This is a genomic window from Tardiphaga sp. GW822-FHT04G09, from assembly GCF_058800725.1.
In genome coordinates, this window is the sequence record NZ_JBXAMO010000012.1 from 96,487 (window position 1) to 118,002 (window position 21,516).

The 21,516-nt window shown below is 61.8% G+C and carries 21 protein-coding genes; 10 read left to right on the forward strand and 11 right to left on the reverse strand.

Going from position 1 to position 21,516, the window contains the following annotated elements:
- Positions 1 to 53: 53 nt before the first annotated feature.
- On the forward strand, positions 54 to 1,052 hold the full coding sequence (gene dusA / locus AC1RLZ_RS20095; RefSeq protein WP_493190068.1) for a tRNA dihydrouridine(20/20a) synthase DusA: 999 nt from the start codon (positions 54 to 56) through the stop codon (positions 1,050 to 1,052).
- On the opposite strand, the gene AC1RLZ_RS20100 is transcribed toward dusA, so the two are convergent.
- From AC1RLZ_RS20100 to AC1RLZ_RS20115, 4 genes are all read right to left on the reverse strand, one after another.
- The gene (locus AC1RLZ_RS20100; protein WP_493190069.1) at positions 1,053 to 1,565 is read right to left on the reverse strand and encodes a TIGR02281 family clan AA aspartic protease; all 513 of its coding nucleotides are present in this window, start codon (positions 1,563 to 1,565) and stop codon (positions 1,053 to 1,055) included.
- A gap of 10 nt (positions 1,566 to 1,575) precedes the next feature.
- Complete coding sequence (locus AC1RLZ_RS20105; protein WP_493190119.1) at positions 1,576 to 1,794, reverse strand: DUF1289 domain-containing protein; 219 nt, start codon at positions 1,792 to 1,794, stop codon at positions 1,576 to 1,578.
- Positions 1,795 to 1,839: 45 nt separating this feature from the next.
- The gene (locus AC1RLZ_RS20110; RefSeq protein ID WP_493190070.1) at positions 1,840 to 3,441 is read right to left on the reverse strand and encodes a sensor histidine kinase; all 1,602 of its coding nucleotides are present in this window, start codon (positions 3,439 to 3,441) and stop codon (positions 1,840 to 1,842) included.
- Between the two features lie 184 nt (positions 3,442 to 3,625).
- Complete coding sequence (locus AC1RLZ_RS20115; RefSeq protein WP_493190071.1) at positions 3,626 to 4,495, reverse strand: NAD(P)-dependent oxidoreductase; 870 nt, start codon at positions 4,493 to 4,495, stop codon at positions 3,626 to 3,628.
- Positions 4,496 to 4,809: 314 nt separating this feature from the next.
- On the opposite strand from AC1RLZ_RS20115, the gene AC1RLZ_RS20120 reads away from it, so the two are divergent.
- Both AC1RLZ_RS20120 and AC1RLZ_RS20125 read left to right on the forward strand, forming a co-directional pair.
- Positions 4,810 to 5,976 carry an Mrp/NBP35 family ATP-binding protein gene (locus AC1RLZ_RS20120; RefSeq protein ID WP_493190072.1) on the forward strand — a complete coding sequence of 389 codons (1,167 nt, stop codon included), beginning with the start codon at positions 4,810 to 4,812 and terminating at the stop codon, positions 5,974 to 5,976.
- Between the two features lie 215 nt (positions 5,977 to 6,191).
- Positions 6,192 to 7,280, forward strand: coding sequence for a TRAP transporter substrate-binding protein (locus tag AC1RLZ_RS20125; protein ID WP_371425460.1), 1,089 nt, complete (start codon positions 6,192 to 6,194; stop codon positions 7,278 to 7,280).
- Between the two features lie 98 nt (positions 7,281 to 7,378).
- On the opposite strand, the gene AC1RLZ_RS20130 is transcribed toward AC1RLZ_RS20125, so the two are convergent.
- The gene (locus AC1RLZ_RS20130; protein WP_493190073.1) at positions 7,379 to 8,134 is read right to left on the reverse strand and encodes a COG4705 family protein; all 756 of its coding nucleotides are present in this window, start codon (positions 8,132 to 8,134) and stop codon (positions 7,379 to 7,381) included.
- Positions 8,135 to 8,426: 292 nt separating this feature from the next.
- On the opposite strand from AC1RLZ_RS20130, the gene AC1RLZ_RS20135 reads away from it, so the two are divergent.
- A complete protein-coding gene (locus tag AC1RLZ_RS20135) occupies positions 8,427 to 9,170 on the forward strand; it encodes a 2-keto-4-pentenoate hydratase (protein ID WP_493190074.1) in 744 nt (247 codons plus the stop codon).
- A 14-nt stretch (positions 9,171 to 9,184) separates the two neighbouring features.
- Here the strand turns inward: AC1RLZ_RS20135 and AC1RLZ_RS20140 are convergent, their stop codons facing one another.
- From AC1RLZ_RS20140 to AC1RLZ_RS20160, 5 genes are all read right to left on the reverse strand, one after another.
- Positions 9,185 to 10,594, reverse strand: coding sequence for a TRAP transporter large permease (locus AC1RLZ_RS20140; protein WP_493190075.1), 1,410 nt, complete (start codon positions 10,592 to 10,594; stop codon positions 9,185 to 9,187).
- Between the two features lie 77 nt (positions 10,595 to 10,671).
- A complete protein-coding gene (locus AC1RLZ_RS20145; protein WP_493190076.1) occupies positions 10,672 to 11,208 on the reverse strand; it encodes a TRAP transporter small permease subunit in 537 nt (178 codons plus the stop codon).
- 234 nt (positions 11,209 to 11,442) lie between these two features.
- Entirely contained in the window at positions 11,443 to 12,474 is a 1,032-nt protein-coding gene (gene moaA, locus AC1RLZ_RS20150) for a GTP 3',8-cyclase MoaA (protein WP_493190077.1), read from the reverse strand.
- 112 nt (positions 12,475 to 12,586) lie between these two features.
- On the reverse strand, positions 12,587 to 13,033 hold the full coding sequence (locus AC1RLZ_RS20155; RefSeq protein WP_493190078.1) for a hypothetical protein: 447 nt from the start codon (positions 13,031 to 13,033) through the stop codon (positions 12,587 to 12,589).
- 148 nt (positions 13,034 to 13,181) lie between these two features.
- Positions 13,182 to 13,895, reverse strand: coding sequence for an HAD-IA family hydrolase (locus tag AC1RLZ_RS20160; RefSeq protein WP_493190079.1), 714 nt, complete (start codon positions 13,893 to 13,895; stop codon positions 13,182 to 13,184).
- A gap of 170 nt (positions 13,896 to 14,065) precedes the next feature.
- On the opposite strand from AC1RLZ_RS20160, the gene rpiA reads away from it, so the two are divergent.
- The 3 genes from rpiA to gor are packed head-to-tail and all read left to right on the forward strand — an operon-like array spanning position 14,066 to position 16,767.
- Positions 14,066 to 14,764 (forward strand): ribose-5-phosphate isomerase RpiA, encoded by a 699-nt coding sequence (gene rpiA / locus AC1RLZ_RS20165; protein ID WP_493190080.1) that lies wholly within the window; start codon positions 14,066 to 14,068, stop codon positions 14,762 to 14,764.
- Positions 14,765 to 14,787: 23 nt separating this feature from the next.
- On the forward strand, positions 14,788 to 15,327 hold the full coding sequence (locus AC1RLZ_RS20170) for a DUF2059 domain-containing protein (protein WP_371425442.1): 540 nt from the start codon (positions 14,788 to 14,790) through the stop codon (positions 15,325 to 15,327).
- 54 nt (positions 15,328 to 15,381) lie between these two features.
- Positions 15,382 to 16,767 (forward strand): glutathione-disulfide reductase, encoded by a 1,386-nt coding sequence (gene gor, locus AC1RLZ_RS20175; protein ID WP_493190081.1) that lies wholly within the window; start codon positions 15,382 to 15,384, stop codon positions 16,765 to 16,767.
- A 117-nt stretch (positions 16,768 to 16,884) separates the two neighbouring features.
- On the opposite strand, the gene AC1RLZ_RS20180 is transcribed toward gor, so the two are convergent.
- Positions 16,885 to 17,805 carry an alpha/beta hydrolase family protein gene (locus tag AC1RLZ_RS20180; protein ID WP_493190082.1) on the reverse strand — a complete coding sequence of 307 codons (921 nt, stop codon included), beginning with the start codon at positions 17,803 to 17,805 and terminating at the stop codon, positions 16,885 to 16,887.
- Positions 17,806 to 17,965: 160 nt separating this feature from the next.
- On the opposite strand from AC1RLZ_RS20180, the gene AC1RLZ_RS20185 reads away from it, so the two are divergent.
- The 3 genes from AC1RLZ_RS20185 to AC1RLZ_RS20195 are packed head-to-tail and all read left to right on the forward strand — an operon-like array spanning position 17,966 to position 21,508.
- On the forward strand, positions 17,966 to 19,354 hold the full coding sequence (locus AC1RLZ_RS20185) for a class II 3-deoxy-7-phosphoheptulonate synthase (RefSeq protein WP_371425435.1): 1,389 nt from the start codon (positions 17,966 to 17,968) through the stop codon (positions 19,352 to 19,354).
- 2 nt (positions 19,355 to 19,356) lie between these two features.
- Positions 19,357 to 19,710, forward strand: coding sequence for a diacylglycerol kinase (locus AC1RLZ_RS20190; protein WP_493190083.1), 354 nt, complete (start codon positions 19,357 to 19,359; stop codon positions 19,708 to 19,710).
- A gap of 43 nt (positions 19,711 to 19,753) precedes the next feature.
- Complete coding sequence (locus AC1RLZ_RS20195) at positions 19,754 to 21,508, forward strand: NAD+ synthase (protein ID WP_493190084.1); 1,755 nt, start codon at positions 19,754 to 19,756, stop codon at positions 21,506 to 21,508.
- Positions 21,509 to 21,516: the final 8 nt, after the last annotated feature.

Sequence of the window (21,516 nt, forward strand, 5' to 3'; positions counted from 1 at the left end):
GCGTAAAATAGAGTGCACACAACGCGACCTAACGACCTGAACGTACTGGAAAAATGCAATTATATCAATCACATAGATTTGCTGTGGCGCCTATGATGGACTGGACTGACCGGCATTGCCGCGTCTTCCATCGTCTGCTGTCGCGGCAGACGCGGCTCTATACGGAGATGCTGACGACAGGCGCCGTGATCCACGGCGACCGCACGCGGTTGCTTGGCTTTGACGCCAGCGAACATCCGGTGGCGCTGCAACTCGGTGGCTCTGAGCCGGCACATCTTGCGGAAGCGGCGAAGATCGGCGCGGATTTCGGCTATGACGAAATCAACATCAATGTCGGTTGTCCCTCGGATCGGGTGAAGGACGGCCGCTTCGGTGCTTGTCTGATGGCGGAGCCGGATCTGGTCGCGCGCGGTGTGGCAGCGATGAAGCAGGCCGTGGACGTGCCGGTCACCGTCAAGTGTCGTATCGGTATCGACGATCAGGACCCCGAAGTGGCGCTCGATACGCTGGCGCGCGCAGTGGTCGCCGCCGGCGCTGACGGTCTCATCGTGCATGCGCGGAAGGCGTGGCTCAATGGTCTGTCGCCGAAAGAGAACCGCAACATTCCGCCGCTGAATTACGATCGCGTCTATCGCCTGAAGGCGGCAATGCCCGACGTGCCGATCATCATCAATGGCGGCATCGCGGGTATCACTGAAGCCGCCGAACATCTGGCGCATGTGGATGGCGCGATGCTTGGCCGCGCGGCCTATCAGGAGCCGTGGCGGCTATTATCGGTCGATCCCGAACTGTTCGGCGAACCGGCGCCGCACGCGACGATGAAAGACGCCTTCGCGGCGATGATGCCCTATATCGAGGATCAGCTTGCGCAGGGCACGCGGCTGCATTCAATTACCCGGCATTTCGTCGGCGCATTCCACGGCGTGCGCGGCGCGCGCGCATTCCGGCGCTATCTGGCGGAGAATGGCGTCAAGCGCGGTGCGGGCATCAATGTGTTGCGTGAGGCAATTGCGCTGGTCGAGGATGAACCTGCGGAGTCGGTCGCGGCCTAGCTACGGATAGCCACGCAGCATCAGTCTATCGGCGCGCACTTCCCAGCTTTCCAGACGGTCGAGAAAGCTCATGCCGAGCAGGTTGGTTTTCATCTGTCCGCGCGGCACCACCAGTGCGGGGACGGATCGTTCCACCAGCTTGCCAACGGCGAGACGATCCAGCGTCAATCGCGCAGCCTTGGTACGACCGCCCGCAGTCTCGACGTCGACATTGTAGTCGAGCAATTCGAGCGGCAGACCCGCGGCCTTTGCGGTTTCATAAGTCAGCACCACCGAGGTCGCGCCCGTATCGATCACCATGGCCGTCTTGACGCCGTTGATCTTGGCCTGCAGTCCGAACTCGCCAGTATTGCCGCGCGGCACATCGACCAGCCGCAATGGTGGCGGGCTCTGCCTGCGCAGGATTTCCGTGACGAGACTGCCGGCCTTGGAGATCTGCTTGGGGTCGCCATAGGCGAGGGCGGCGCCAGCCGTCGCGACGATGACGATGACCAAAAGGAAGACCCGGCTCATGGCGAGCCTCTCAGGTCGTCGCTGCTGTCTTCTTTGCGGCGTATGTCGACGAAGGCTCCAGCCCGGCGTCGGCCATGCGGGCCGGCAGCAGTGCCATCGTATCCAGGCGCTCCGCGCTGTCCATTTTTCCCCAGCGCGCGATCTCCGGCAGCGTGCGTCCGCAGCCGAGGCAGAGCTTGGTCTTGGGGTCGATGAAGCAGACTGCGATACACGGTGTTTCTTTGCTCATCCTGTAATATTGAAGCGGATAGGCTTGCTTGCGCAAGCGTCGAAATCACAGCCCGGTTCCTGCATTCATGATGGGCTTGTTGCGGGCCCGGCGTTTCTCATCGGCGACGTTCATCTCGTAATCGGGCTGCAACGGCGGCGCATCGGGCGCCATCGGAGCAAGCGCGGACATCACACGCTCCGGCGGGAAGGTGACGATCACCTCGGTGCCGATCCGCAGTTTGGATTTCAGCGTGAATGTGCCGCCATGCATGTCGATCAGGCTCTTGGCGATCGGCAGACCGAGACCGGCCCCCTGTTCGGCCGATTTGATCGAGTTCGATCCCTGGCCAAATGACGCCAGCACGATCGGAATCTCGTCTTCGGCGATGCCAGAACCGGTGTCCTTGCAGCTCAGATACTGGCCGCCAGAGGCGGTCCAGCCGACCTTGAGCCAGATCTCGCCGCCCTGCGGTGTGAACTTGATCGAATTGGACAGCAGGTTCAGCACGATCTGCCGGCAGGCGCGCTCGTCGCCCCAGACCCGCGGCATGCCGTGTTCGAAGACTTCATGGATGGTGATGCCGCGGCTCGATGCGCGCAGCTTCAACAGGTGATGGCAGTCGGCCACCACATGCACCAGCGAGACGGCTTCTTCGTTCAATTCGTAGCGGCCGGCTTCGATCCGTGACAGATCGAGGATCTCGTTGATGAGATTCAGAAGATGCACGCCGGAGTTATGGATGTCAGCCGAGTAGTCCTTGTAGACCGGCACGGCATGACCACCGAAGATTTCGCTCTTCATCACTTCGGAGAAGCCGAGAATGGCGTTCAGCGGCGTGCGCAACTCATGGCTCATCTGCGCGAGGAAGCGCGACTTCGCGACATTGGCGGCTTCGGCGCGGTGGCGCGCTTCGTCGGAGATTGCCTTTGCCTGTTCGAGTTCGCCGATCAGTGCATCTTTCTCAGCGCGGGCTTCCAGTGTTGCGAGCGTGGTCGAATGCAGACGTTGCGCCAGCAGCGCAAAATAACCTTCGGCTGCGACAGCCAGAACGGCCAGCACGTAGTTGTCGAAGTTGCCGCGCAGGATGAAGCTCAGCGCCACGCCCAGCGTCACCGGCGCGGTGGCGGCAAAGGCTGCTATGGGCAGGCTAGCGGCGAGCATGCTGGAGACCGCGACCACCAGCAGCATCAGGAACATCATCAGTGAATTGGAGACGACGTCGACACCGGTCGGATGCACGAGGATGACCGTCCACGACAGGCCGTAAAGCAGGTCCAAAAAGATAAAGCGCAGCCGCCATTTATGCGTGCTGTTGGGTGTCGGTGTTTCCGTCAGATAGCGATTGCAGGCGCGCAGGATCACCGCGTGAATGCACAGCATTCCGCAAGACCATGCGGCGGCCGGCAGCGGCTGCATCCAGAACCCGAACAGGATGCCGGTGCCGACCACCAGCAGCATGATGACGAGCGAGGCGGAGAGGCGGGTCTGAGCGTATTGGCGGAGCAGTTCGCGATCGAAAGCGGGGCGTGTTCCCGAGGTCGAGGTCAGCCGGTCGCGTGCCTCGCGCACCCGCTGTTGTGCCGCCCGGCGATTGCGCGGCGGAACAGCGACGGGCGTTTCAGCCGGAAGCTGGACGACCTCGGGCCTGGCGGCGGGCTCACTCATCACTCGTACACAAATCCTGCACGCAAACGCGGGCGGTTTTTCACAGATCCTATCTGTGCCGCACAATCATTAAGAGGTGCCTTAGAGAACGAGGTAATCCGGTTAATATTTGATAAAAACAGAGGCGGCGGAGAATGCCCGGCCAGCATCGCTCCGCCGCCTTTTATATTGCGGAATTAGATGCTTAGCGCTGCAATCTTGCCAAAAGACTGGAAGTATCCCAGCGCTTGCCGCCCATGGTTTCCACTTCTGAATAGAAGTTATCGACCACAGCCGTGACCGGCAGGCTGGCACCGTTGCGGCGGGCCTCGGCGAGACAGATCGAGAGGTCCTTGCGCATCCATTCGACAGCGAAGCCGAAATCGAATTTTCCGTCATTCATGGTCTTGTGGCGGTTCTCCATCTGCCACGATTGCGCCGCGCCCTTGGAGATCACCTCGACCACCGCATTGACGTCAAGACCGGCCTTCTTGGCAAAGTGGATGCCTTCGGACAGCGCCTCGACGAGGCCGGCGATGCAGATCTGGTTGACCATCTTGGTGAGCTGGCCGGAGCCCGCGGGGCCGAGCAGTTTCTGCATCTTGGCGTAGGACGTGATGATCGGCTCGACCTTGGCATAGACCTTCGCGTCGCCGCCGCACATCACGGTCAGGGCGCCGTTTTCGGCGCCGGCCTGGCCGCCCGAGACTGGCGCGTCGATGAAGTGGAAACCGGCCTTGGTGGCGGCGGCGTCGAGCTCACGGGCCACTTCGGCTGAGGCAGTGGTGTGGTCGACGAAGATCGCGCCCTTGACCATGCCGGCGAAAGCGCCGTCGGGGCCGATGGTGACCGACCGCAGGTCCTCATCATTGCCGACGCAGGCCATCACGAAATCCTGGCCTTCGGCAGCCGCTTTCGGAGTCGGCGCGGACTTGCCGCCGAACTTCTCGACCCATGCTTTGGCCTTGGATGCGTTGCGGTTGTAGACGGTGACCTCGTGGCCGCCCTTGGTGGCAAGGTGACCGGCCATGGGGAAACCCATGACGCCGAGACCGATGAATGCAACTTTGGCCATGTCCGTACCCTTTGGATGCTGTCGGCTTTGCTGCCGAACGTCGACTGTTGGAAAGTGAGGGCGCCGCCCTGATTCGTGGCGGCGAGATCGCTGGTGATGAGGAGCGTCAGCATAGTCGTTGCACAGGACGCGGCAAAGCCCCCGTTACCACCCGGGGCGGCAGCTGCTTATGGTGCGTTGCAAAATAGAATCCGGTGCGGGTCTTGTGCCAGAGCAGTCTCGGAACTCTCAACATCGCCTCGAAACGCCATGGACTTAGGGCGGAAGTTCTCTATCTGTGCGGTTTGAATTGTCCGTCGATCGGGAGACACGCATTGAGCGTTTCGAAGCAGCAAATTCTGGATGGTCTGGCCAAGGTGACATCGCCGCGCGGTGTGCCGCTGATCCATGCCGATGTCTTGTCCGAGATCGTGGTGACCGACGGCAAGGTGCTGTTTTCGATCAATGTGGACGCCGCCGAAGCGCGGGCCTGGGAAAGCGTGCGCGCGCAGGCGGAAGCCGCGGTGCGCGCGCTCCCGGGTGTCACGGGCGCGATGGTTGCGCTGACGGCGGAGCGCAAGCCCGGCAGCGCGCCGGCCGCTACACCCGCGCACAGCCATGGTCCCGGTGCGCATTCGCGCGGTCCGCAGTCCGGCGGCGTACAGCCGGTCTCGGCGCATCGCCCGCACGCCAACCCGGCCAACTCGCCAATGTCAAAACAGGCTGAGATTCCTGGCGTTGCCGCGATCATCGCAGTGGCCTCGGGGAAGGGTGGTGTCGGCAAGTCCACGACGGCGCTCAATCTGGCGCTGGGCCTGCGCGATCTCGGCCTGAAGGTCGGTCTGCTGGACGCCGATATCTATGGTCCGTCGGTACCGCGGCTGACCGGTATCCACGAAAAGCCTGTTCTCGACGACAACAGGAAAATGATCCCGATCGCGCGTTTCGGCCTGTCGATCATGTCGATCGGCTTCCTGGTCGAGGAGGAAACCGCAATGATCTGGCGCGGACCGATGGTGATGTCGGCGATCACCCAGATGCTGCGCGATGTCGCCTGGGGCACGCTCGATGTCCTCATTGTAGACATGCCGCCGGGCACCGGCGATGCACAACTCACGCTGGCGCAGAACGTGCCCCTGAAGGGGGCGGTCATCGTCTCGACGCCGCAGGATCTGGCGCTGATCGATGCGAGGCGCGGCCTTGCGATGTTTACCAAGGTCAATGTGCCCGTGCTCGGCATCATCGAGAATATGAGCTATTTCCAGTGCCCGGAATGCGGCACACGCTCCGACATCTTCGGCCATGGTGGCGCCCGTCACGAGGCTGAGCGGCTCAAGGTGCCGTTCCTAGGTGAAGTGCCGTTGCATATGTCCATCCGCGCGATGTCGGATGCCGGCACGCCCGTGGTGGTGAGCGAGCCCAACGGCCCGCACGCGGCGATCTATCGGGCCATCGGCACGCAGATCCGCGACCGGTTGCAGGGCGTTATTGCAGCTGCGTAAGCGGGCCGGTGGCCGGGCCGAGATCAAGGCCGAGATGTCGCATAGAACTTTCGTTCAATTGGGCTGGCAACGACCTTCGTCGTGTTTTCCGCGGCTGAATAACCGTGTTAGACAGCCTCTGTACCAGAGCGTCTTCGGTTGAATCGCGCAACGATTTGCCGTCGAACATGCTCAAAGGAATTCTAGGGAAAACGCCCGCAAAAAGGAGAGCTTGAATGAAGCGTCGTGAGTTTTTGAAGGTTTCGACGGCAGGCGCCGCAGTGGCCGCCGTTGCCTCGCCGGCGATCGCGCAGTCCGCGCCCGAGATCAAATGGCGCCTCGCATCCAGCTTCCCGAAGTCGCTCGACACCATCTATGGCGGCGCCGAGATGATGGCGAAGCAGGTCGCCGAAATGACCGACAACAAATTCCAGATCCAGGTCTTCGCGGCCGGCGAACTGGTCCCCGGTCTGCAGGCGCTCGATGCGACCTCCAACGGCACCGTCGAAATGTGCCACACTGTGTCGTATTACTATGTCGGCAAGGATCCGACCTTCGCGATCTACGCGTCGGTGCCGTTCGGTCTGAACGCACGCCAGCAGAATTCCTGGTGGTACCAGGGCGGCGGCGAGCAGCTCGGTAACGAGTTCTTCAAGAAATTTGGCGTCATCGGTCACCCTTGCGGCAATACGGGTACGCAGATGGGCGGCTGGTTCCGCAAGGAGATCAAGACCGTTGCCGATCTCTCCGGTCTCAAGATGCGGATCGGCGGCATTGCCGGTCAGGTGCTGCAGAAGGTCGGCGTCGTGCCGCAGCAGCTTGCTGGCGGCGACATCTATCCGTCGCTCGAAAAAGGCACCATCGACGCTGCCGAGTGGGTCGGCCCCTATGACGACCAGAAGCTCGGCTTCCAGAAGGTCGCGAAATACTACTACTATCCAGGTTTCTGGGAAGGTGGCCCGACGGTTCACGCCTTCACCAACCTCGAGAAGTTCAACGCGTTGCCGAAGAGCTATCAGGCGATCCTCGCCAATGCCTGCGCCAATGCCAACACCTGGATGGCTGCACGTTACGACATGCAGAACCCCGCTGCGTTGAAGCAGCTCGTTGCCGGCGGCACGCAGCTGCGTCCGTTCACCAACGAAGTTCTGGACGCCTGCCTCAAGGCGACCAACGAACTCTGGGCCGACATTTCGTCGAAGAATGCCGACTTCAAGAAGTCGATCGACGCGATGCAGGCCTATCGTTCGGACGAGTATCTGTGGTGGCAGGTCGCCGAATACACCTTCGACAGCTTCATGATCCGCTCGCGCACCCGCGGCTGATCCTCTGCTTGCGATTTTTCAAAGAAGCCCGGCCTTCGCGAGAAGGTCGGGCTTTTTTGTTGGATCGAAGCTCTGTGATTCCGCGACGCGCCCGGTTTCTATGCCGATTGGGGATGTCGGCCTGCGCGCTGCGGAAGAACAAAGATGCAAATCAGGATAATTGCAGCCAGAACGGTCGAAGCCAGCGGCCTGCTGATATTTAACCCACCGTTCGCAATCGGTTTGTCGAAGTAGTCGCCGATGGTGGCGCCGAGCGGACGGGTCAGGATGAAAGCAGCCCAGAACAATGCCACATGCGACAACGCGGACCAGAAGTACAGTGCGGCAACGATTGCCAGCAATGCGCCGAAGATAAGTGCTCCGCCGTCATAGCCTAGTCCGGAATCGGCGACCCAATCGCCAAGTGCGGTACCCAGCGTCTGCGAGAATGTAATTGTAGCCCAATAGAACAGCTCGATGCGCGGGCTCTTGATGGACTGCGTCGATACAGTTCCTTCTGACCAGTACCACGTTGCAAGCGAAATCAAGACGCAGGCCATAAGGATGAACGTTCCACCGGGATAACCGATTCCGAGCGAACGATCGGCGAAATCCGCGAGGGTCGTTCCCGCCGTGGTCGATGCGATGATGGTCGCCCAGTACAGCAGGGGATGAAATGTTTTCGCCCGCGTTTGAACGATTACCAGTATCGCAAGCGCCGCTATGAACGCCAATGTGCTGACTAGATAGCCGAGATTTAAGGTCATCGACAGCGTATCGCCGGCGGTCTCGCCGAACGTGGTGGCAAGGATCTTGATGATCCAGAAACCGAAGGTGATCGCGGGGACCTTGTTAGACGTGCCGTCGGATTCCATCGCGTATGACCTTTCGATGACGTCTGGCGCGGTTCAATGCGTCTGAGAGGCTGAATGCATGCGATCGGCGATAACAATTCTCTGGCCAGACTGTTCGGCACATGCGGCCGATCCGTGACATTTGCTAGGCTGGAGGGATTATGGTGGCGACGTTGCCAAGTTTTAATCTAATGGAGACATTGGGCTTTCATTGCCGACTGTGCTGGTATCGTATGTTGAAATCCGTCAAAAAGGTTATGGAATCGATCAGATTCCACGAAGCTAGTTGCTTGATACGTCACAAGGTACTGCGATGACCGAACAAGAAATTGCCGCAGCAGCTGAGATCCTCGCTCAGGCGCGCCAGAGCGAGACGCAGATCAACGGTTTGCCCGTCACGCCGTCTTCAGTGGCGCAGGCGCATGAGATTCAGGATAGCGTTGCTGCTTTGGTGGGAGAGCCGATCGGCGCCTTCAAAGCCGGCGCGCCGCCCGAGGGCGAACCGACGCGCGGCCTGATCGAAGCTCGGATGGTCCGTTCGAGCCCGGCTCATATGTCGGTGGCTGAAGTCCCGCATCTCGGCGTCGAGGGCGAAATCGCTTTCCGCTTCACCCGCAACCTGCCGGCACGTGCCACGCCCTATACGCGCGAAGAGGTCGCGAAGGCCGTCGCGGTGCTTCCGGTGATCGAAGTGGTCTCCAGTCGTTTTCGCGAGCCGCTGAGCCGGCCCAAGCTTGAGCAGCTTGCCGATTGCGGCATCAATGGCGGGCTGGTCACCGGCCCCGAGCTCGCCGACTGGTCGCATCTCGATCTGCCGAACCTGCAGATGACCTTCACCGTGAACGGCGAGACCCTGATTGAGCGTACAGGTGGCCACCCCACCGATGATCCTATCGCGGGCGCTGTCGCGTTGGCGAACATGATGCGCGCTGGCGTGAAGGCAGGTCAGATCGTGACCACAGGCAGCTGGACCGGGCTGCCGTTCTTCAAACCGGGCGATCGTTGCACCGTTCGGTTCGAGGGGCTGGGCGAAGCCGAAGTGGTGTTCGACGGCTAGGCCCGGCTTTCCCGTTACTTCGGCGGCCCAAAGTCCGGCATCGCCGGCATCTCGATCTGCGGGATCTCGATCTTCACGTTCGACGTGTCGATCGCCGTGTTGTCGATCCAGTAGGTCACGAGGCCGGGCCAGTAGATCACGATGATCACCAGAATGACCTGCATGGCGACCCACGGCATGGCGCCGAGGTAGATATCGCGGCTCTTCACTTCCGGCGGCGCGATGCCGCGCAGATAGAACAGCGCGAAGCCGAATGGCGGGTGCATGAACGATGTCTGCATGTTCACGCAGAGCAGTACGCCGAACCAGACGAGGTCGATGCCGAGCTTGGCTGCAACGGGCGCCAGCAGCGGGATGATGATGAAGGCGATCTCGAAGAAATCGAGGAAGAACGCCAGAAAGAATACGAAGATATTCACGAAGACGAGGAAGCCGACCACGCCGCCGGGCAAGCCCGTCAGCAGATGTTCGATCCAGCGCGCGCCATCCATACCCTGGAAGACGAGGCTGAAGCAGGTCGAACCGATCAGGATGAACACCACCATCGAAGTCAGGCGCATGGTCGAGGTCATGGCCTGTTCGACCAGCGGCCAGGTGAGGCGGCGATGCAGTGCGGCGAGAACCATCGCGCCGACCGCGCCCATGGCGCCGGCTTCGGTCGGCGTCGCGAGGCCGAGGCCGATGGTGCCGAGCACCAGGAAGATCAGCACGATCGAGGGGATCATGCCCCATAGCACGCGGCTGATGAGCTTCCAGTTCATCGGCTCGCGCGCATGTTCCGGAATCGGCGGCATCGCATTCGGCTTCAGGATCGACAGCACCACGATGTAGAGAATGAAGATCACGACCTGGATGATCGAGGGGCCGATGGCGCCAAGATACATGTCACCGACCGAACGGCCGAGCTGGTCGGCGAGTACGATCAGCACCAGCGACGGGGGGATGAGCTGCGTGATGGTGCCGGATGCGGCAATGACGCCGGTGGCGAGCTTCATGTCGTAGCCGTAGCGCATCATGATCGGCAGCGAGATCACGCCCATCGCGATCACTGATGCGGCGACCGTGCCGGTAATGGCGCCAAGGATCGCGCCGACGATGATCACAGCATAAGCGAGGCCGCCCGGGACCTTACCGAACAGCTGTCCGGTGCCTTCGAGCAGGTCTTCTGCAAGCCCGCAGCGTTCGAGGATCGCGCCCATGAAGGTGAAGAACGGAATCGACAGCAGCAGGTCGTTCGAGATGGTGCCGTAGAAGCGGAACGGCAGCGCCTGAAGGAAGGACGGATCGAAGTGACCGGTGAAGATGCCGAGAACACCGAAGAACAGGCCGACCGCAGCCAACGAAAATGCGACCGGGAAGCCGAACACCATGAAGATGATCATGGTGCCGAACATCAGCGGGGGGAACACGCCGTAGGAAAACATCGGTGGTCCTGACTATCGAACTGGTTCTTGTCGAACGGATGGCCGCGAAACGCGAGAGGCTAAAAAAACAAACGCCGCTATTGCAGCGGCGCTTCGTAATGGGTGTCGATCTTGACGACGCCGGCGAGCGCGGCGATGCGCTTGGCGAGTTCGGCCAGGCCCTGCAGCAGCAGCAGCCCGAAGCCGAGCGGCAGCACCAGCTTCACAGGCCAGAGGATCAGGCCGCCCGCATTGCTGGAGACCTCCTGCGAATTCCACGAATTCAGGAAAAACGGGAACGTCATGTAAGTGAGGTAGGTCATCGCCGGCAGCAGGAAGATGCAGAGACCGATGATGTCGATCCACAGCCGCGCCCGATCGGAGACCGCCGAATAGAGCAGATCGACACGCACGTGCTCATTGAGGCGCAGTGTCTGCGATGCGCCGAAGAACACGATGCCCGCGAACATATACCACTGGATTTCGAGCCAGCCGTTCGACGAGTAGTTGAAGAGATAACGGATCGTGGCATTGCCGGCGCTGACGAGGCAGGCGAGCAGCACGAGCCACTTGGCGATGAAGCCAAAGACATCGCTCAGGCCGTCGATCACACGTGTGATTTTAAGTAGGTCCACCGGTTTCCCCCGTCGTCGCTCCAGCGCGTGCTCGTCTTGGCTTTCCCACTGAGAAAGCGCAGCTTTTTCCGCTGGGCGAAGTAACGCGGCGGCACCATTTCAGCGCGTCATGCAATCGTCAATCGGAAAATCGACAAATTGACGCACGGGCCAAAACGTGGGCGGGGCAGGAGAATCCTGCCTTGCGCTGGATCAGGCGAGGCTTCAGACGATCTCGCAGCGCAGCGTTATCGGCTATCCGCCGGTCACGCTCATATGCCGGCTGACGCTTGGCCGGTTGTGGCGCCGATCGATGATGAAGTCGTGACCCTTCGGCTTCAGGCCGATGGCGCGGTCGATGGTGGCGTTGAGCAGTTCATTGCTCTCGGAGGCACGTAGAGGCTTGCGCAGGTCTGAGGCGTCTTCGTGCCCCAGACAGGTATGGATCGTGCCGGTGCAGGTGATGCGGACGCGGTTGCAGGATTCGCAGAAGTTGTGGGTCATCGGCGTGATGAAGCCGATCTTGCCGCCCGTTTCGGCAACGCGGACATAGCGGGCGGGACCGCCGGTATCGTCCGGCAAATCGGTCATCGTGAACTGAGTGGCGAGGCGCGCGCGTAGCAGCGACAGCGGCACATACTGGTCGATGCGGCCCTCGCCGATATCGCCCATGGGCATCACCTCGATCAGCGTCAGCGCCATATCGCGGCCGTGTGCCCATTCGACCAATGAGGGGATCTCGTCCTCATTCATGTTCTTCAACGCGACGGTATTGATCTTCACGGCAAGCCCCGCAGCCTGCGCCGCATCGATGCCGGCCAGCACCTTATTCAGGTCGCCCCAGCGGGTGATGGTGCGAAACTTCGCGGGGTCGAGCGTGTCCATCGAGACGTTGATACGCTTCACGCCGCAATCCGCCAGTTCAGCGGCATATTTGGCGAGCAGCGAGCCGTTGGTGGTCAGCGTCAGTTCTTTCAGCGCGCCGGTCTTGAGGTGGCGCGACAGCGAACGCACGAGGCCCATCACATTACGTCGGACCAGCGGCTCGCCGCCGGTCAGCCGCAGCTTGGTGACGCCCTTGGCGATGAATGCGGAACAGAGCCGGTCGAGTTCTTCCAGCGTCAGCAGGTCAGCCTTGGGCAGGAAGGTCATGTCTTCCGACATGCAGTAGAAGCAGCGCAGATCGCAACGATCCGTCACCGAGACGCGCAGATAGCTGATCCGCCGGCCGAACGGATCGGTCATGGCAGAGGAGGCCAGAGCAGGGTTCAACTCGGATACGGTCATTCAAACGCCTTGCCGCAAATGACGTGTTTGTCGCGCGGCGTAAAACGCCGCACGATCAATCTAGTCACGTGTCGCAGCTGGCACAATCACGCCAACGTATATGTTTGGTGGATCAGCGAGGCGTCGGGAACGGCGAACCTGCCGCAGGTGCGGCCGCGACGGCCGGAGCAGCGGCAGGCGCCGCTGCGCGCTTGGCGGTCTTGCGGGCGCGGCGTGGCGGCGTCGCAGGCTGCAGTTCGGCGACGACCGGGCTCGGATCAACCGTGGTCCGTGCGGGCGAGGTGAAATCGCCGGGCACGCGGGTGATTGTCACAGGAATCGTCATCGGCTGGTATTTTGCGAGGGTAAAGGTCGCGCTGAACCCGGTTTCCGTCGCCAGAGGCAGCGAGCAGGGCGTCTTGCAGCTCGGGCCAATCGAGGTCACCACCTCTGCGCCGGGCGGCACGGAGTCAAACTGGACGGTAACCGGCTCCGGTGCCGACTTGAACGAGTCCATGGAGAACGAAGCGCAACCGGCCAGGCTCAGGCCTGCTGCTGCCAAAACTATTACTCTACGCATGGTATCATCCGTCACTTTTGCGGCTAGCCGCCATCCCCACGCAACCATAAGAGCGTCGCACATATGACGCAACACGCAGGACACCTATAGTTAATTGATGGTTAATGGCGTCGCCGAAAAACCTGAGAAGCTCAATTAAATGAACAGGCTAGGCGGCACATATGGGCATCAGACGCTCAATGGTCGCCGGCAGATCGCGGAAATGGTCGATCACGATGTCGGGCTTGAGTTCGGCAATCGGGACGTCCGTATAGCCGAATGTGACGCCGATTACCGGCACATTGGCGCGCCGCGCCACGCCGACATCCGGGCCGGCATCACCGACCATCACCACCGAAGACATCACGCCGCCGGCGCGCGCGACCGTCTGCTGCAGGATGACCGGATCGGGCTTCGAGACGCCGAACGTGTCAGCGCCGCAGACGGCCGCGAATCGGTTGGTCAGCTCCAGCTTTTCGAGCAGCAGCTTCGACAGCCATTCCAGCTTGTTGGTGCAGACCGCGAAGCGGTAGCCACGCCCTGCCATCTCGTCGAGCGCCGCGATCAGGCCCTCGAAGGGGCGGGACTCGTCGGCGATGTGTGTGGCGTAATAGTCGATGAAGTCCTTGGTCAGGCGGGTGACCTCGTCCGGGGTCATTTCGCGCCCTTCCAGCTCGAGCCCGCGTTCGATCAGGCGCCGGGCGCCCTGGCCGATCATTTTCCGCGCGGATTCCAGCGGAACGGGGGCCAGCCCCTCCCGGTGGAGCACGTGATTCAGCGCGCTGATAAGATCGGGGGCGGTATCGACGAGGGTGCCGTCGAGGTCGAAAACAACGAGGGGGGCAGGGGAAGCATCTGTCATGCGGGGATCGCTACCGGTCATCGACCGATCCCGCAAGGGGTCCCGGACGCGGTCCGGCATCCCCTTGGAATGCAGGCCTGCATTCCAGTGGGATGCACGTCCTTCGCCCTGTTCCTTGTCCCCAAACGTCGCTAGATATGCGGCGCATCCCGTCCGCGGGACCGTTTTGAACCGCAAGGACTGCTGCGCCGATGAATATGGACGAGCTGAAACGACAGGCTGCCGCCAAGGCGCTCGAACACGTGCGCGACGGTATGAAGCTCGGGCTCGGCACGGGGTCGACAGCGAAACATTTCGTCGAACTGCTCGGTGAGCGCGTGGCGGGCGGTCTCAAGGTCATCGGCGTTCCGACGTCTGAGGCCACGCGTGCCGACGCCGAACGCTGCGGCGTGCCGCTGACCACGCTCGACGAGATCGATCGACTCGATCTCACGGTCGACGGTGCGGACGAAGTCGATCCGGCGCTCAATCTCATCAAGGGCGGCGGCGGCGCCTTGCTGCGCGAGAAGATCGTGGCGGCGGCGTCCGATCGCATGATTGTCATCGCCGACGATTCCAAATGGGTGCCGACCCTCGGTCGCTTCCCGCTACCCGTGGAAGTGATCCCGTTCGGTCTGTCGGCCACGCGCCGCGCGATTGCCGACGTGTTCGCCAAATGCGGCCTGTCTGGCGAAATGACCATTCGCAGCGGCAAGGACGGTCATGCTTTCGTCACCGATGGCGGCCACTGGATCATCGACGCGCGGCTCGGGACCATCACCGATGCGCCTCGCCTGGCCGGGCTGCTCGGCGCCATTCCGGGCGTGGTCGAGCACGGTTTGTTTATCGGTCTGGCAAGCACCGCGATGCTGGCCGGATCGCAGGGAATTCGCGTTTTCGAGCGTCCGTAACGGCGCAATCAGGGAGAATTGGAATGAAGAAGCTTTCGCACATGCTGCTGTCCGCTGGTCTTGCGCTCAGCGTTGCAGTGATCGCGCTGCCGGTCTCCGCGCAGCAGGCGTCTCCGGAAGGACAGGCCCGGCCGATCAAGCCGGCGTCGCCAGCTGCCATCGGTTACGCCAAGGAAATTCTGGCGATGAAGAACGCCAGCGCGATGTATGCCAATGCCGTGCCGAACATGGTTCAGCGCGTCAAGGATTCGCTGCTGCAGAGCAATCTGAACTATCAGAAGGATCTCAACGAGGTCGCGATCACCATCGCGCAGGCGATGGCTGGCCGCGACAAGGAGATCACCGAGCAGATGGCGAAGATCTATGCCAGCGACTTCACCGAGGCGGAGTTGAAGGACCTTGCAACCTTCTACAAGTCGCCGCTCGGTCAGAAACTTCTGGTGCAGGAGCCCCAGTCGATTTCTGCCAGCATGACCTATATGCAGCAGTGGGCGCAGCAGTTTTCGGAGCAGGTCAACGGCATGTTCCGCGCTGAAATGCGCAAGCGCGGCAAGGAAATCTAAGGGCGCAAGCTGAGACCCGTCATCCCGGGTCTCAGCGCCCAGTTCGGAGCGATCATGGCTGACGTCGACGTTGATCTGTTTGTCATCGGTGGTGGGTCAGGGGGCGTACGCGCCGCCCGCATTGCCGCCGGCTATGGCGCGAAGGTCATGGTTGCCGAGGAATACCGCTTCGGTGGTACTTGCGTGATCCGCGGCTGCGTGCCGAAGAAGCTGATGGTCTATGCCTCGCACGTTCAGCGCGAGATCGACGATGCGGCCGGATTCGGCTGGACCATTCCGACGGCAACATTTGACTGGTCGACCTTCATCGCCAACAAGGACAAGGAGATCGCCCGGCTCGAGGGCATCTACACGTCCAATGTCGAGAAGTCCGGCGCGACGACCGTCAAGACCCGCGCGGTGTTCGAGGATCCGCACACGCTGCGCCTCGGCACCGGCGAGACGGTCAATGCCAGGCATATCCTGATCGCCACCGGCGGTGCACCCAATCATGGGCCGGTCATTCCCGGCATCGAGCATGTGATCTCGTCCAACGAGGTGTTTCATCTGCCCGAACTGCCGAAGCGCATCGTGATCCAGGGCGGCGGCTATATTGCGCTGGAATTTGCCTGCATCTTTGCAGGATTGGGTTCCGACGTGACGGTGATCTATCGGGGCGACAACGTCCTGCGCGGTTTCGACGAAGACGTGCGCGCCCATGTCCGCAGCGAGATGGAGAAGGATGGCATCACCATTCTGACCGGCTGCACGGTGACCAGGGTCGAGAAGCACCGGCACGAATTCACGACGCATCTGTCCAGCGGCGCAAGCATCGCGTCCGATCAGGTATTGTTCGCGATTGGGCGAAATCCGAACACCGCCAATCTCGGCCTGGAGAAGGCTGGCGTTGCGCTCAAGCCAGCCCATGGCGGCATCATCGTCAACGAGTTTTCGCAGACCAATGTGTCGCATATCTACGCGGTCGGTGACGTCACCAACCGGATCAACCTGACGCCGGTGGCGATCCGCGAAGGCCATGCCTTTGCCGATACGGTGTTCGGCAAGAAGACCGTGAAGGTCGATCACAGCAATATCCCGACCGCCGTGTTCACCCAGCCGGAAGTCGGCACTGTCGGCATGAGCGAACAAGAGGCGCGCGCTACCTTCAGCCATGTCGATATCTACAAGACCAATTTCAGGTCGATCAAATCGACGATCTCGGGCAGCGAAAGCCGCGTGCTGATGAAGCTGGTGATCGACGGGGCGACGGATATTGTCGTCGGCTGCCATATCGTCGGACCGGAAGCGGCCGAACTCATCCAGGTGCTAGGCATCTGCGTGAAGCTGAAGGCCACCAAGGCCGATTTCGACGCCACGGTGGCGGTGCATCCGAGTGCGGCCGAGGAACTCGTGACGATGCGCACGCCGACCGCGCGCTACGTGCGCGAAGCCGCGGAATAGTTTGACCAGGCGTCGTCGTTGCGATCGTGGGATGGGTAGAGCGTCTTCGCGAAACCCATCGCTTTGACCGAAGAGATTGATGGGTTTCGCTGCGCTCTACAAATCCCACGATCTGCGTTATTTCTCCATCTGAATCCATTCGGCAGCGCCGCGCCACAATGTGTCGCGGTGTTCCGGCCGGAAGAATCCGAAATGCCCAATCTTCTTCGAGCCGGCCTCGATGGGGCGGATACTGTCGATCTCGGGCTTGATCGAGGTGAAGCCGGCACAGAGCATTTCCACGGCGGCGCGTGTTGCCCATGGATCGTCCGAGAAGCTCAATGCCCGCATCTCGCCGCGGTAACGCGGAAAATTCACCAGTGCCCTGAGCTTGCGGTCGTCAAAGAAGTAGTGATCGCTGGTCACCCAGCCCGCCCATTCCAGAAATACGTCTTTCGGCAGATCGTAGCCGAGGCCTATCCTGCCGGGCGCATAGCCGATGAAGCGCGCTAGAGGCGCGCCGACGAATCTCATCAGCGCATATATGCGATAGCCCTCGGGCGGCGTCATCAGCCGCCAGGTGCCTGCCTGCGCGGCGATGAGCAGGGCGCGCGAGACTTCCGAATTGTTCGGGATCAGGCCGAGCGCCTGACCGCCGAAAGAATGACCGACAAAGGCGAGCCGCATCGCCTTGTAGCGTTCGCGCATCCAGTTCACCGCGGCGGTGACGTCGCGCGCGGCCCAGTCGGTCATGGATGCCTTGAAGCCGACCAGCGCGTTCGACCGGCCGGACAGGGGACCGACCTTGGGCCGCGAATCTCCGGTGCCGCGATAGTCGTAGGTCAGCACCGTGCAGCCGCGGCTGGCGAGATAGCTGGCAAAGCCTCGGTAGATTTTCCGTGGGACGGCAGTGGCGGAATTGATCAGAACGGCGTGGGTGCGGGCGCCACGGGGCAGGTATAGCGTTGCGCCCAGCGAATAGCCGTCGGTCGCCTGGAACGTGATGTCATCGGCAAATGCGTCGTCCAGTGCAGCCTCCGGCACCGCAGTTTCTCCCATGGTGTCCCATATGTTCCTTACCCGAGCCTAGCAAATGCGAATTCGGCTTTGGCTGCAAGGGCTTGGGGCGCAATGTGGATTTCGAACTGGCGATCCCCATCTGTGCTGTGTATAACGCGGCCTCCGCAGCCATAAAGCGCGGTTTTCAGGAGTGATTTTCATGTCCGAGCGGTGGACGCCCGATAGCTGGCGCGGCAAGCCCGTGCTGCAAATGCCGGAATACCCGGATCAGAAGGCCCTTGGCGATGTCGAGGCGCAGCTTGCTACGTTTCCGCCGCTGGTTTTTGCAGGTGAAGCCCGCAATCTGAAGAAGCAGCTCGCCCGCGTGGCCGCTGGCGAAGCCTTCCTGTTGCAGGGCGGCGATTGCGCCGAGAGCTTTGCCGAGCACGGCGCCAACAATATTCGCGATTTCTTCCGCGCCTTCCTGCAGATGTCGGTGGTGCTGACCTATGCCGGCGCGCTGCCCGTGGTGAAGATCGGCCGTATCGCCGGTCAGTTCGCCAAGCCGCGTTCCTCGCCGATGGAGAAGCTCAACGGCGTCGAACTGCCGAGCTATCGCGGCGATATCATCAATGACATCGCCTTCACGGCGGAATCGCGCGTGCCTGATCCGCAGCGCCAGCTGATGGCCTATCGCCAGTCGGCGGCGACGCTGAACCTGCTGCGCGCTTTCGCGACCGGCGGCTTCGCCAATCTCGGCAGCGTGCATCAGTGGATGCTCGGCTTCCTGAAGGATTCGCAGCAGTCGCGCCGTTACAAGGAACTGGCAGATCGTATCTCGGACGCGCTGAACTTCATGCGCGCCTGCGGCCTCAATCTGGAAAGCCACCCGGAACTGCGCTCGACGGATTTCTACACCAGCCATGAGGCGCTGTTGCTCGGCTACGAGCAGGCCTTCACGCGCGTCGATTCCACGACCGGCGACTGGTACGCGACCTCAGGCCACATGATCTGGATCGGCGACCGCACGCGGCAGCTCGATCACGCCCATGTGGAATACTTCCGCGGCATCAAGAATCCGATCGGCCTGAAGTGCGGCCCGTCGCTGAAGCCGGACGAACTGATCAAGCTGATCGACGTGCTCAATCCCGACAACGAGCCCGGCCGGCTGACGCTGATCAACCGCTTCGGCGCCGACAAGGTCGGGGATCATCTGCCGGCGCTGATCCGCGCGGTGAAGAAGGAAGGGCGCTCGGTCGTGTGGTCGTGCGATCCCATGCACGGCAATACCATCACGTCGAACTCGGGCTACAAGACCCGTCCGTTCGACCGCATCCTGTCCGAGGTCAAGTCGTTCTTCCAGGTTCATGCCGCCGAAGGCACTCATGCCGGTGGCGTGCATCTGGAGATGACCGGCCAGAACGTGACGGAATGTACCGGTGGCGCGCGCGCCATTTCGGACGAGGACCTCAATGACCGTTACCACACGGTCTGTGATCCCCGCCTGAATGCCGAGCAGTCCATCGACATGGCGTTCCTGATCGCCGAACTGCTGAAGACGTCACGCGTCGACAGGGCGGAGCCGCTGCCGGTGGCATCGGGTCTCTAGGCTTGTCGCGCCTCTGGCGGGCCTGCATCAACACCTGGAATGGCCTGACCTTCGCGACGCGATCGGAGCAGGCCATTCGCGAGGAGCTGTTTGCACTGCTCCTCGCGGTGCCGCTGTCATTCCTCATCGGCACCACTGCCGCGCGCCGGCTCGAGCTGGTGGCGGTGGTTTTGCTGTTGCTCACCGTCGAACTCCTCAACACCGCGATCGAGAAGCTTGCCGACCGGCTCACCACCGACCACGATCCGCAGATCGGGCGTGTGAAGGACATGGGCTCGGCGGCCGTCGGCGTCGCACTGGTGATCGCTGGCATGACCTGGCTGTTCGCGCTCGGTGAGCGCATAGGGCTCCTTTAAACACGCAGTTGCGAAGGGTGGGCCGGTAGGCTTGGATGTTTCCATGACAGAATCTGCCCGCTTCACCATCACGCTCGCTCAGCTCAATCCCATCGTCGGCGACATCGCCGGCAATGCCGCAAAGGCGCGTGCCGCAAGGGCACAGGCCAAAGCCGACGGCGCGACGCTGATCGTGTTTCCTGAATTGTTCATCGCCGGTTATCCGCCGGAAGATCTGGTGCTGAAGCCGGCCTTCCAGGCGGCCTGCCGGGCGGCCATCGAAGAGCTTGCGCGCGAGACCGCGGATGGCGGTCCGGCTGTGTTGATCGGTTCGCCCTGGGTCGATGGCGACAAGCTCTACAATGCCTGTGCGCTGCTCGACGATGGCCGCATCAGTGCCATCCGCTTCAAGGTCAACCTGCCGAATTACGGCGTGTTCGACGAGAAGCGCGTCTTCGCGCGCGGTCCGGTGTCGGGCCCGATCACCATCCGCGGTCTGCGCGTCGGCGTGCCGATCTGCGAAGACACCTGGATGGAGGAATCCGCCGACTACGAGAACGTGGTCGAGTGTCTTGCGGAGACCGGCGCCGAAATCCTGATCGTGCCGAACGGCTCGCCTTACGCCCGCGACAAGAACGACCTGCGTTTGTCGGTGCAGGTGGCACGCGTGACCGAGAGCGGGTTGCCGCTGGTCTATCTCAATCAGGTCGGCGGTCAGGACGAACTCGTGTTCGACGGTTCGTCCTTCGTACTCAACGCCGACCATTCGCTCGGCGCGCAATTGCCGGCCTTTGCCGAGAGCATCACCACGCTGACCTTCGAAAAGAGCGACGGTCACTGGCGCTGCAATGGACCGATTGCGCCGGTGCCGGAAGGCGACGAGGGTGACTACGCGGCCTGCGTGCTCGGCCTGCGCGACTACGTCAACAAGAACGGTTTCCCCGGTGTGCTCATGGGCATCTCCGGTGGCATCGACTCGGCGCTGTGCGCGGCTATCGCCGTCGACGCGCTCGGCGCCGACCGCGTGCGCGGCGTGATGCTGCCGTTCCGCTACACCGCGCAGGTGTCGCTCGACGATGCTGACAAGCTCGCGAAGGCGCTCGGCTTCCGCTACGAGATCCTGCCCATTGCGGACGCCGTCAACGGCTTCGAGAAAATCCTTGCTGACACCTTCAAGGGCCTCGAGCGCGACATCGCCGAAGAGAATTTGCAGGCGCGCACCCGCGGCACGCTGTTGATGGCGATATCCAACAAGACCGGCGCCATGGTCGTGACCACCGGCAACAAGTCGGAAATGTCGGTCGGCTATGCCACGCTCTATGGCGACATGAATGGCGGCTTCAATCCGATCAAGGATCTCTACAAGACCCAGGTGTTCCGTATCTCGACCTTGCGCAATTCATGGAAGCCCGAAGGCGCGCTCGGTCCTGATGGCGAAGTGATCCCCAACAACATCATTATCCGTCCGCCCACGGCCGAACTGCGCGAAAACCAGACGGACCAGGACTCGCTGCCGCCCTACGATATTCTCGATGGTATTCTCGAACGCCTCGTCGAACGCGAAGAGCCGCTGTCGGAGATCGTCGCGGCCGGCTACGAGAAGGACGTCGTGACGCGGATCGATCGGTTGCTCAACATCGCCGAATACAAGCGTCGGCAGGCCGCGCCGGGCGTGAAAGTGACGCGCAAGAATTTTGGTCGGGATCGCCGCTATCCGATCACCAACAAGTTTCGCGACCTGGCCAATCCATTGCCGAAACCGGACGAAGATCTTGTGACGCGCGCCGGCAAGGGCTCCGCGGAAGCGTTCGACGGGTAGGACGTGCG

Coding starts and splice junctions, on each gene's coding strand:
- dusA (WP_493190068.1), top strand. CDS start 54: ATGCAATTATATCAATCACATAGATTTGCTGTGGCGCCTATGATGGAC.
- AC1RLZ_RS20100 (WP_493190069.1), bottom strand. CDS start 1,565: ATGAGCCGGGTCTTCCTTTTGGTCATCGTCATCGTCGCGACGGCTGGC.
- AC1RLZ_RS20105 (WP_493190119.1), bottom strand. CDS start 1,794: ATGAGCAAAGAAACACCGTGTATCGCAGTCTGCTTCATCGACCCCAAG.
- AC1RLZ_RS20110 (WP_493190070.1), bottom strand. CDS start 3,441: ATGAGTGAGCCCGCCGCCAGGCCCGAGGTCGTCCAGCTTCCGGCTGAA.
- AC1RLZ_RS20115 (WP_493190071.1), bottom strand. CDS start 4,495: ATGGCCAAAGTTGCATTCATCGGTCTCGGCGTCATGGGTTTCCCCATG.
- AC1RLZ_RS20125 (WP_371425460.1), top strand. CDS start 6,192: ATGAAGCGTCGTGAGTTTTTGAAGGTTTCGACGGCAGGCGCCGCAGTG.
- AC1RLZ_RS20130 (WP_493190073.1), bottom strand. CDS start 8,134: ATGGAATCCGACGGCACGTCTAACAAGGTCCCCGCGATCACCTTCGGT.
- AC1RLZ_RS20135 (WP_493190074.1), top strand. CDS start 8,427: ATGACCGAACAAGAAATTGCCGCAGCAGCTGAGATCCTCGCTCAGGCG.
- AC1RLZ_RS20140 (WP_493190075.1), bottom strand. CDS start 10,594: ATGTTTTCCTACGGCGTGTTCCCCCCGCTGATGTTCGGCACCATGATC.
- moaA (WP_493190077.1), bottom strand. CDS start 12,474: ATGACCGTATCCGAGTTGAACCCTGCTCTGGCCTCCTCTGCCATGACC.
- AC1RLZ_RS20155 (WP_493190078.1), bottom strand. CDS start 13,033: ATGCGTAGAGTAATAGTTTTGGCAGCAGCAGGCCTGAGCCTGGCCGGT.
- AC1RLZ_RS20160 (WP_493190079.1), bottom strand. CDS start 13,895: ATGACCGGTAGCGATCCCCGCATGACAGATGCTTCCCCTGCCCCCCTC.
- rpiA (WP_493190080.1), top strand. CDS start 14,066: ATGAATATGGACGAGCTGAAACGACAGGCTGCCGCCAAGGCGCTCGAA.
- AC1RLZ_RS20170 (WP_371425442.1), top strand. CDS start 14,788: ATGAAGAAGCTTTCGCACATGCTGCTGTCCGCTGGTCTTGCGCTCAGC.
- gor (WP_493190081.1), top strand. CDS start 15,382: ATGGCTGACGTCGACGTTGATCTGTTTGTCATCGGTGGTGGGTCAGGG.
- AC1RLZ_RS20180 (WP_493190082.1), bottom strand. CDS start 17,805: ATGGGAGAAACTGCGGTGCCGGAGGCTGCACTGGACGACGCATTTGCC.
- AC1RLZ_RS20185 (WP_371425435.1), top strand. CDS start 17,966: ATGTCCGAGCGGTGGACGCCCGATAGCTGGCGCGGCAAGCCCGTGCTG.
- AC1RLZ_RS20195 (WP_493190084.1), top strand. CDS start 19,754: ATGACAGAATCTGCCCGCTTCACCATCACGCTCGCTCAGCTCAATCCC.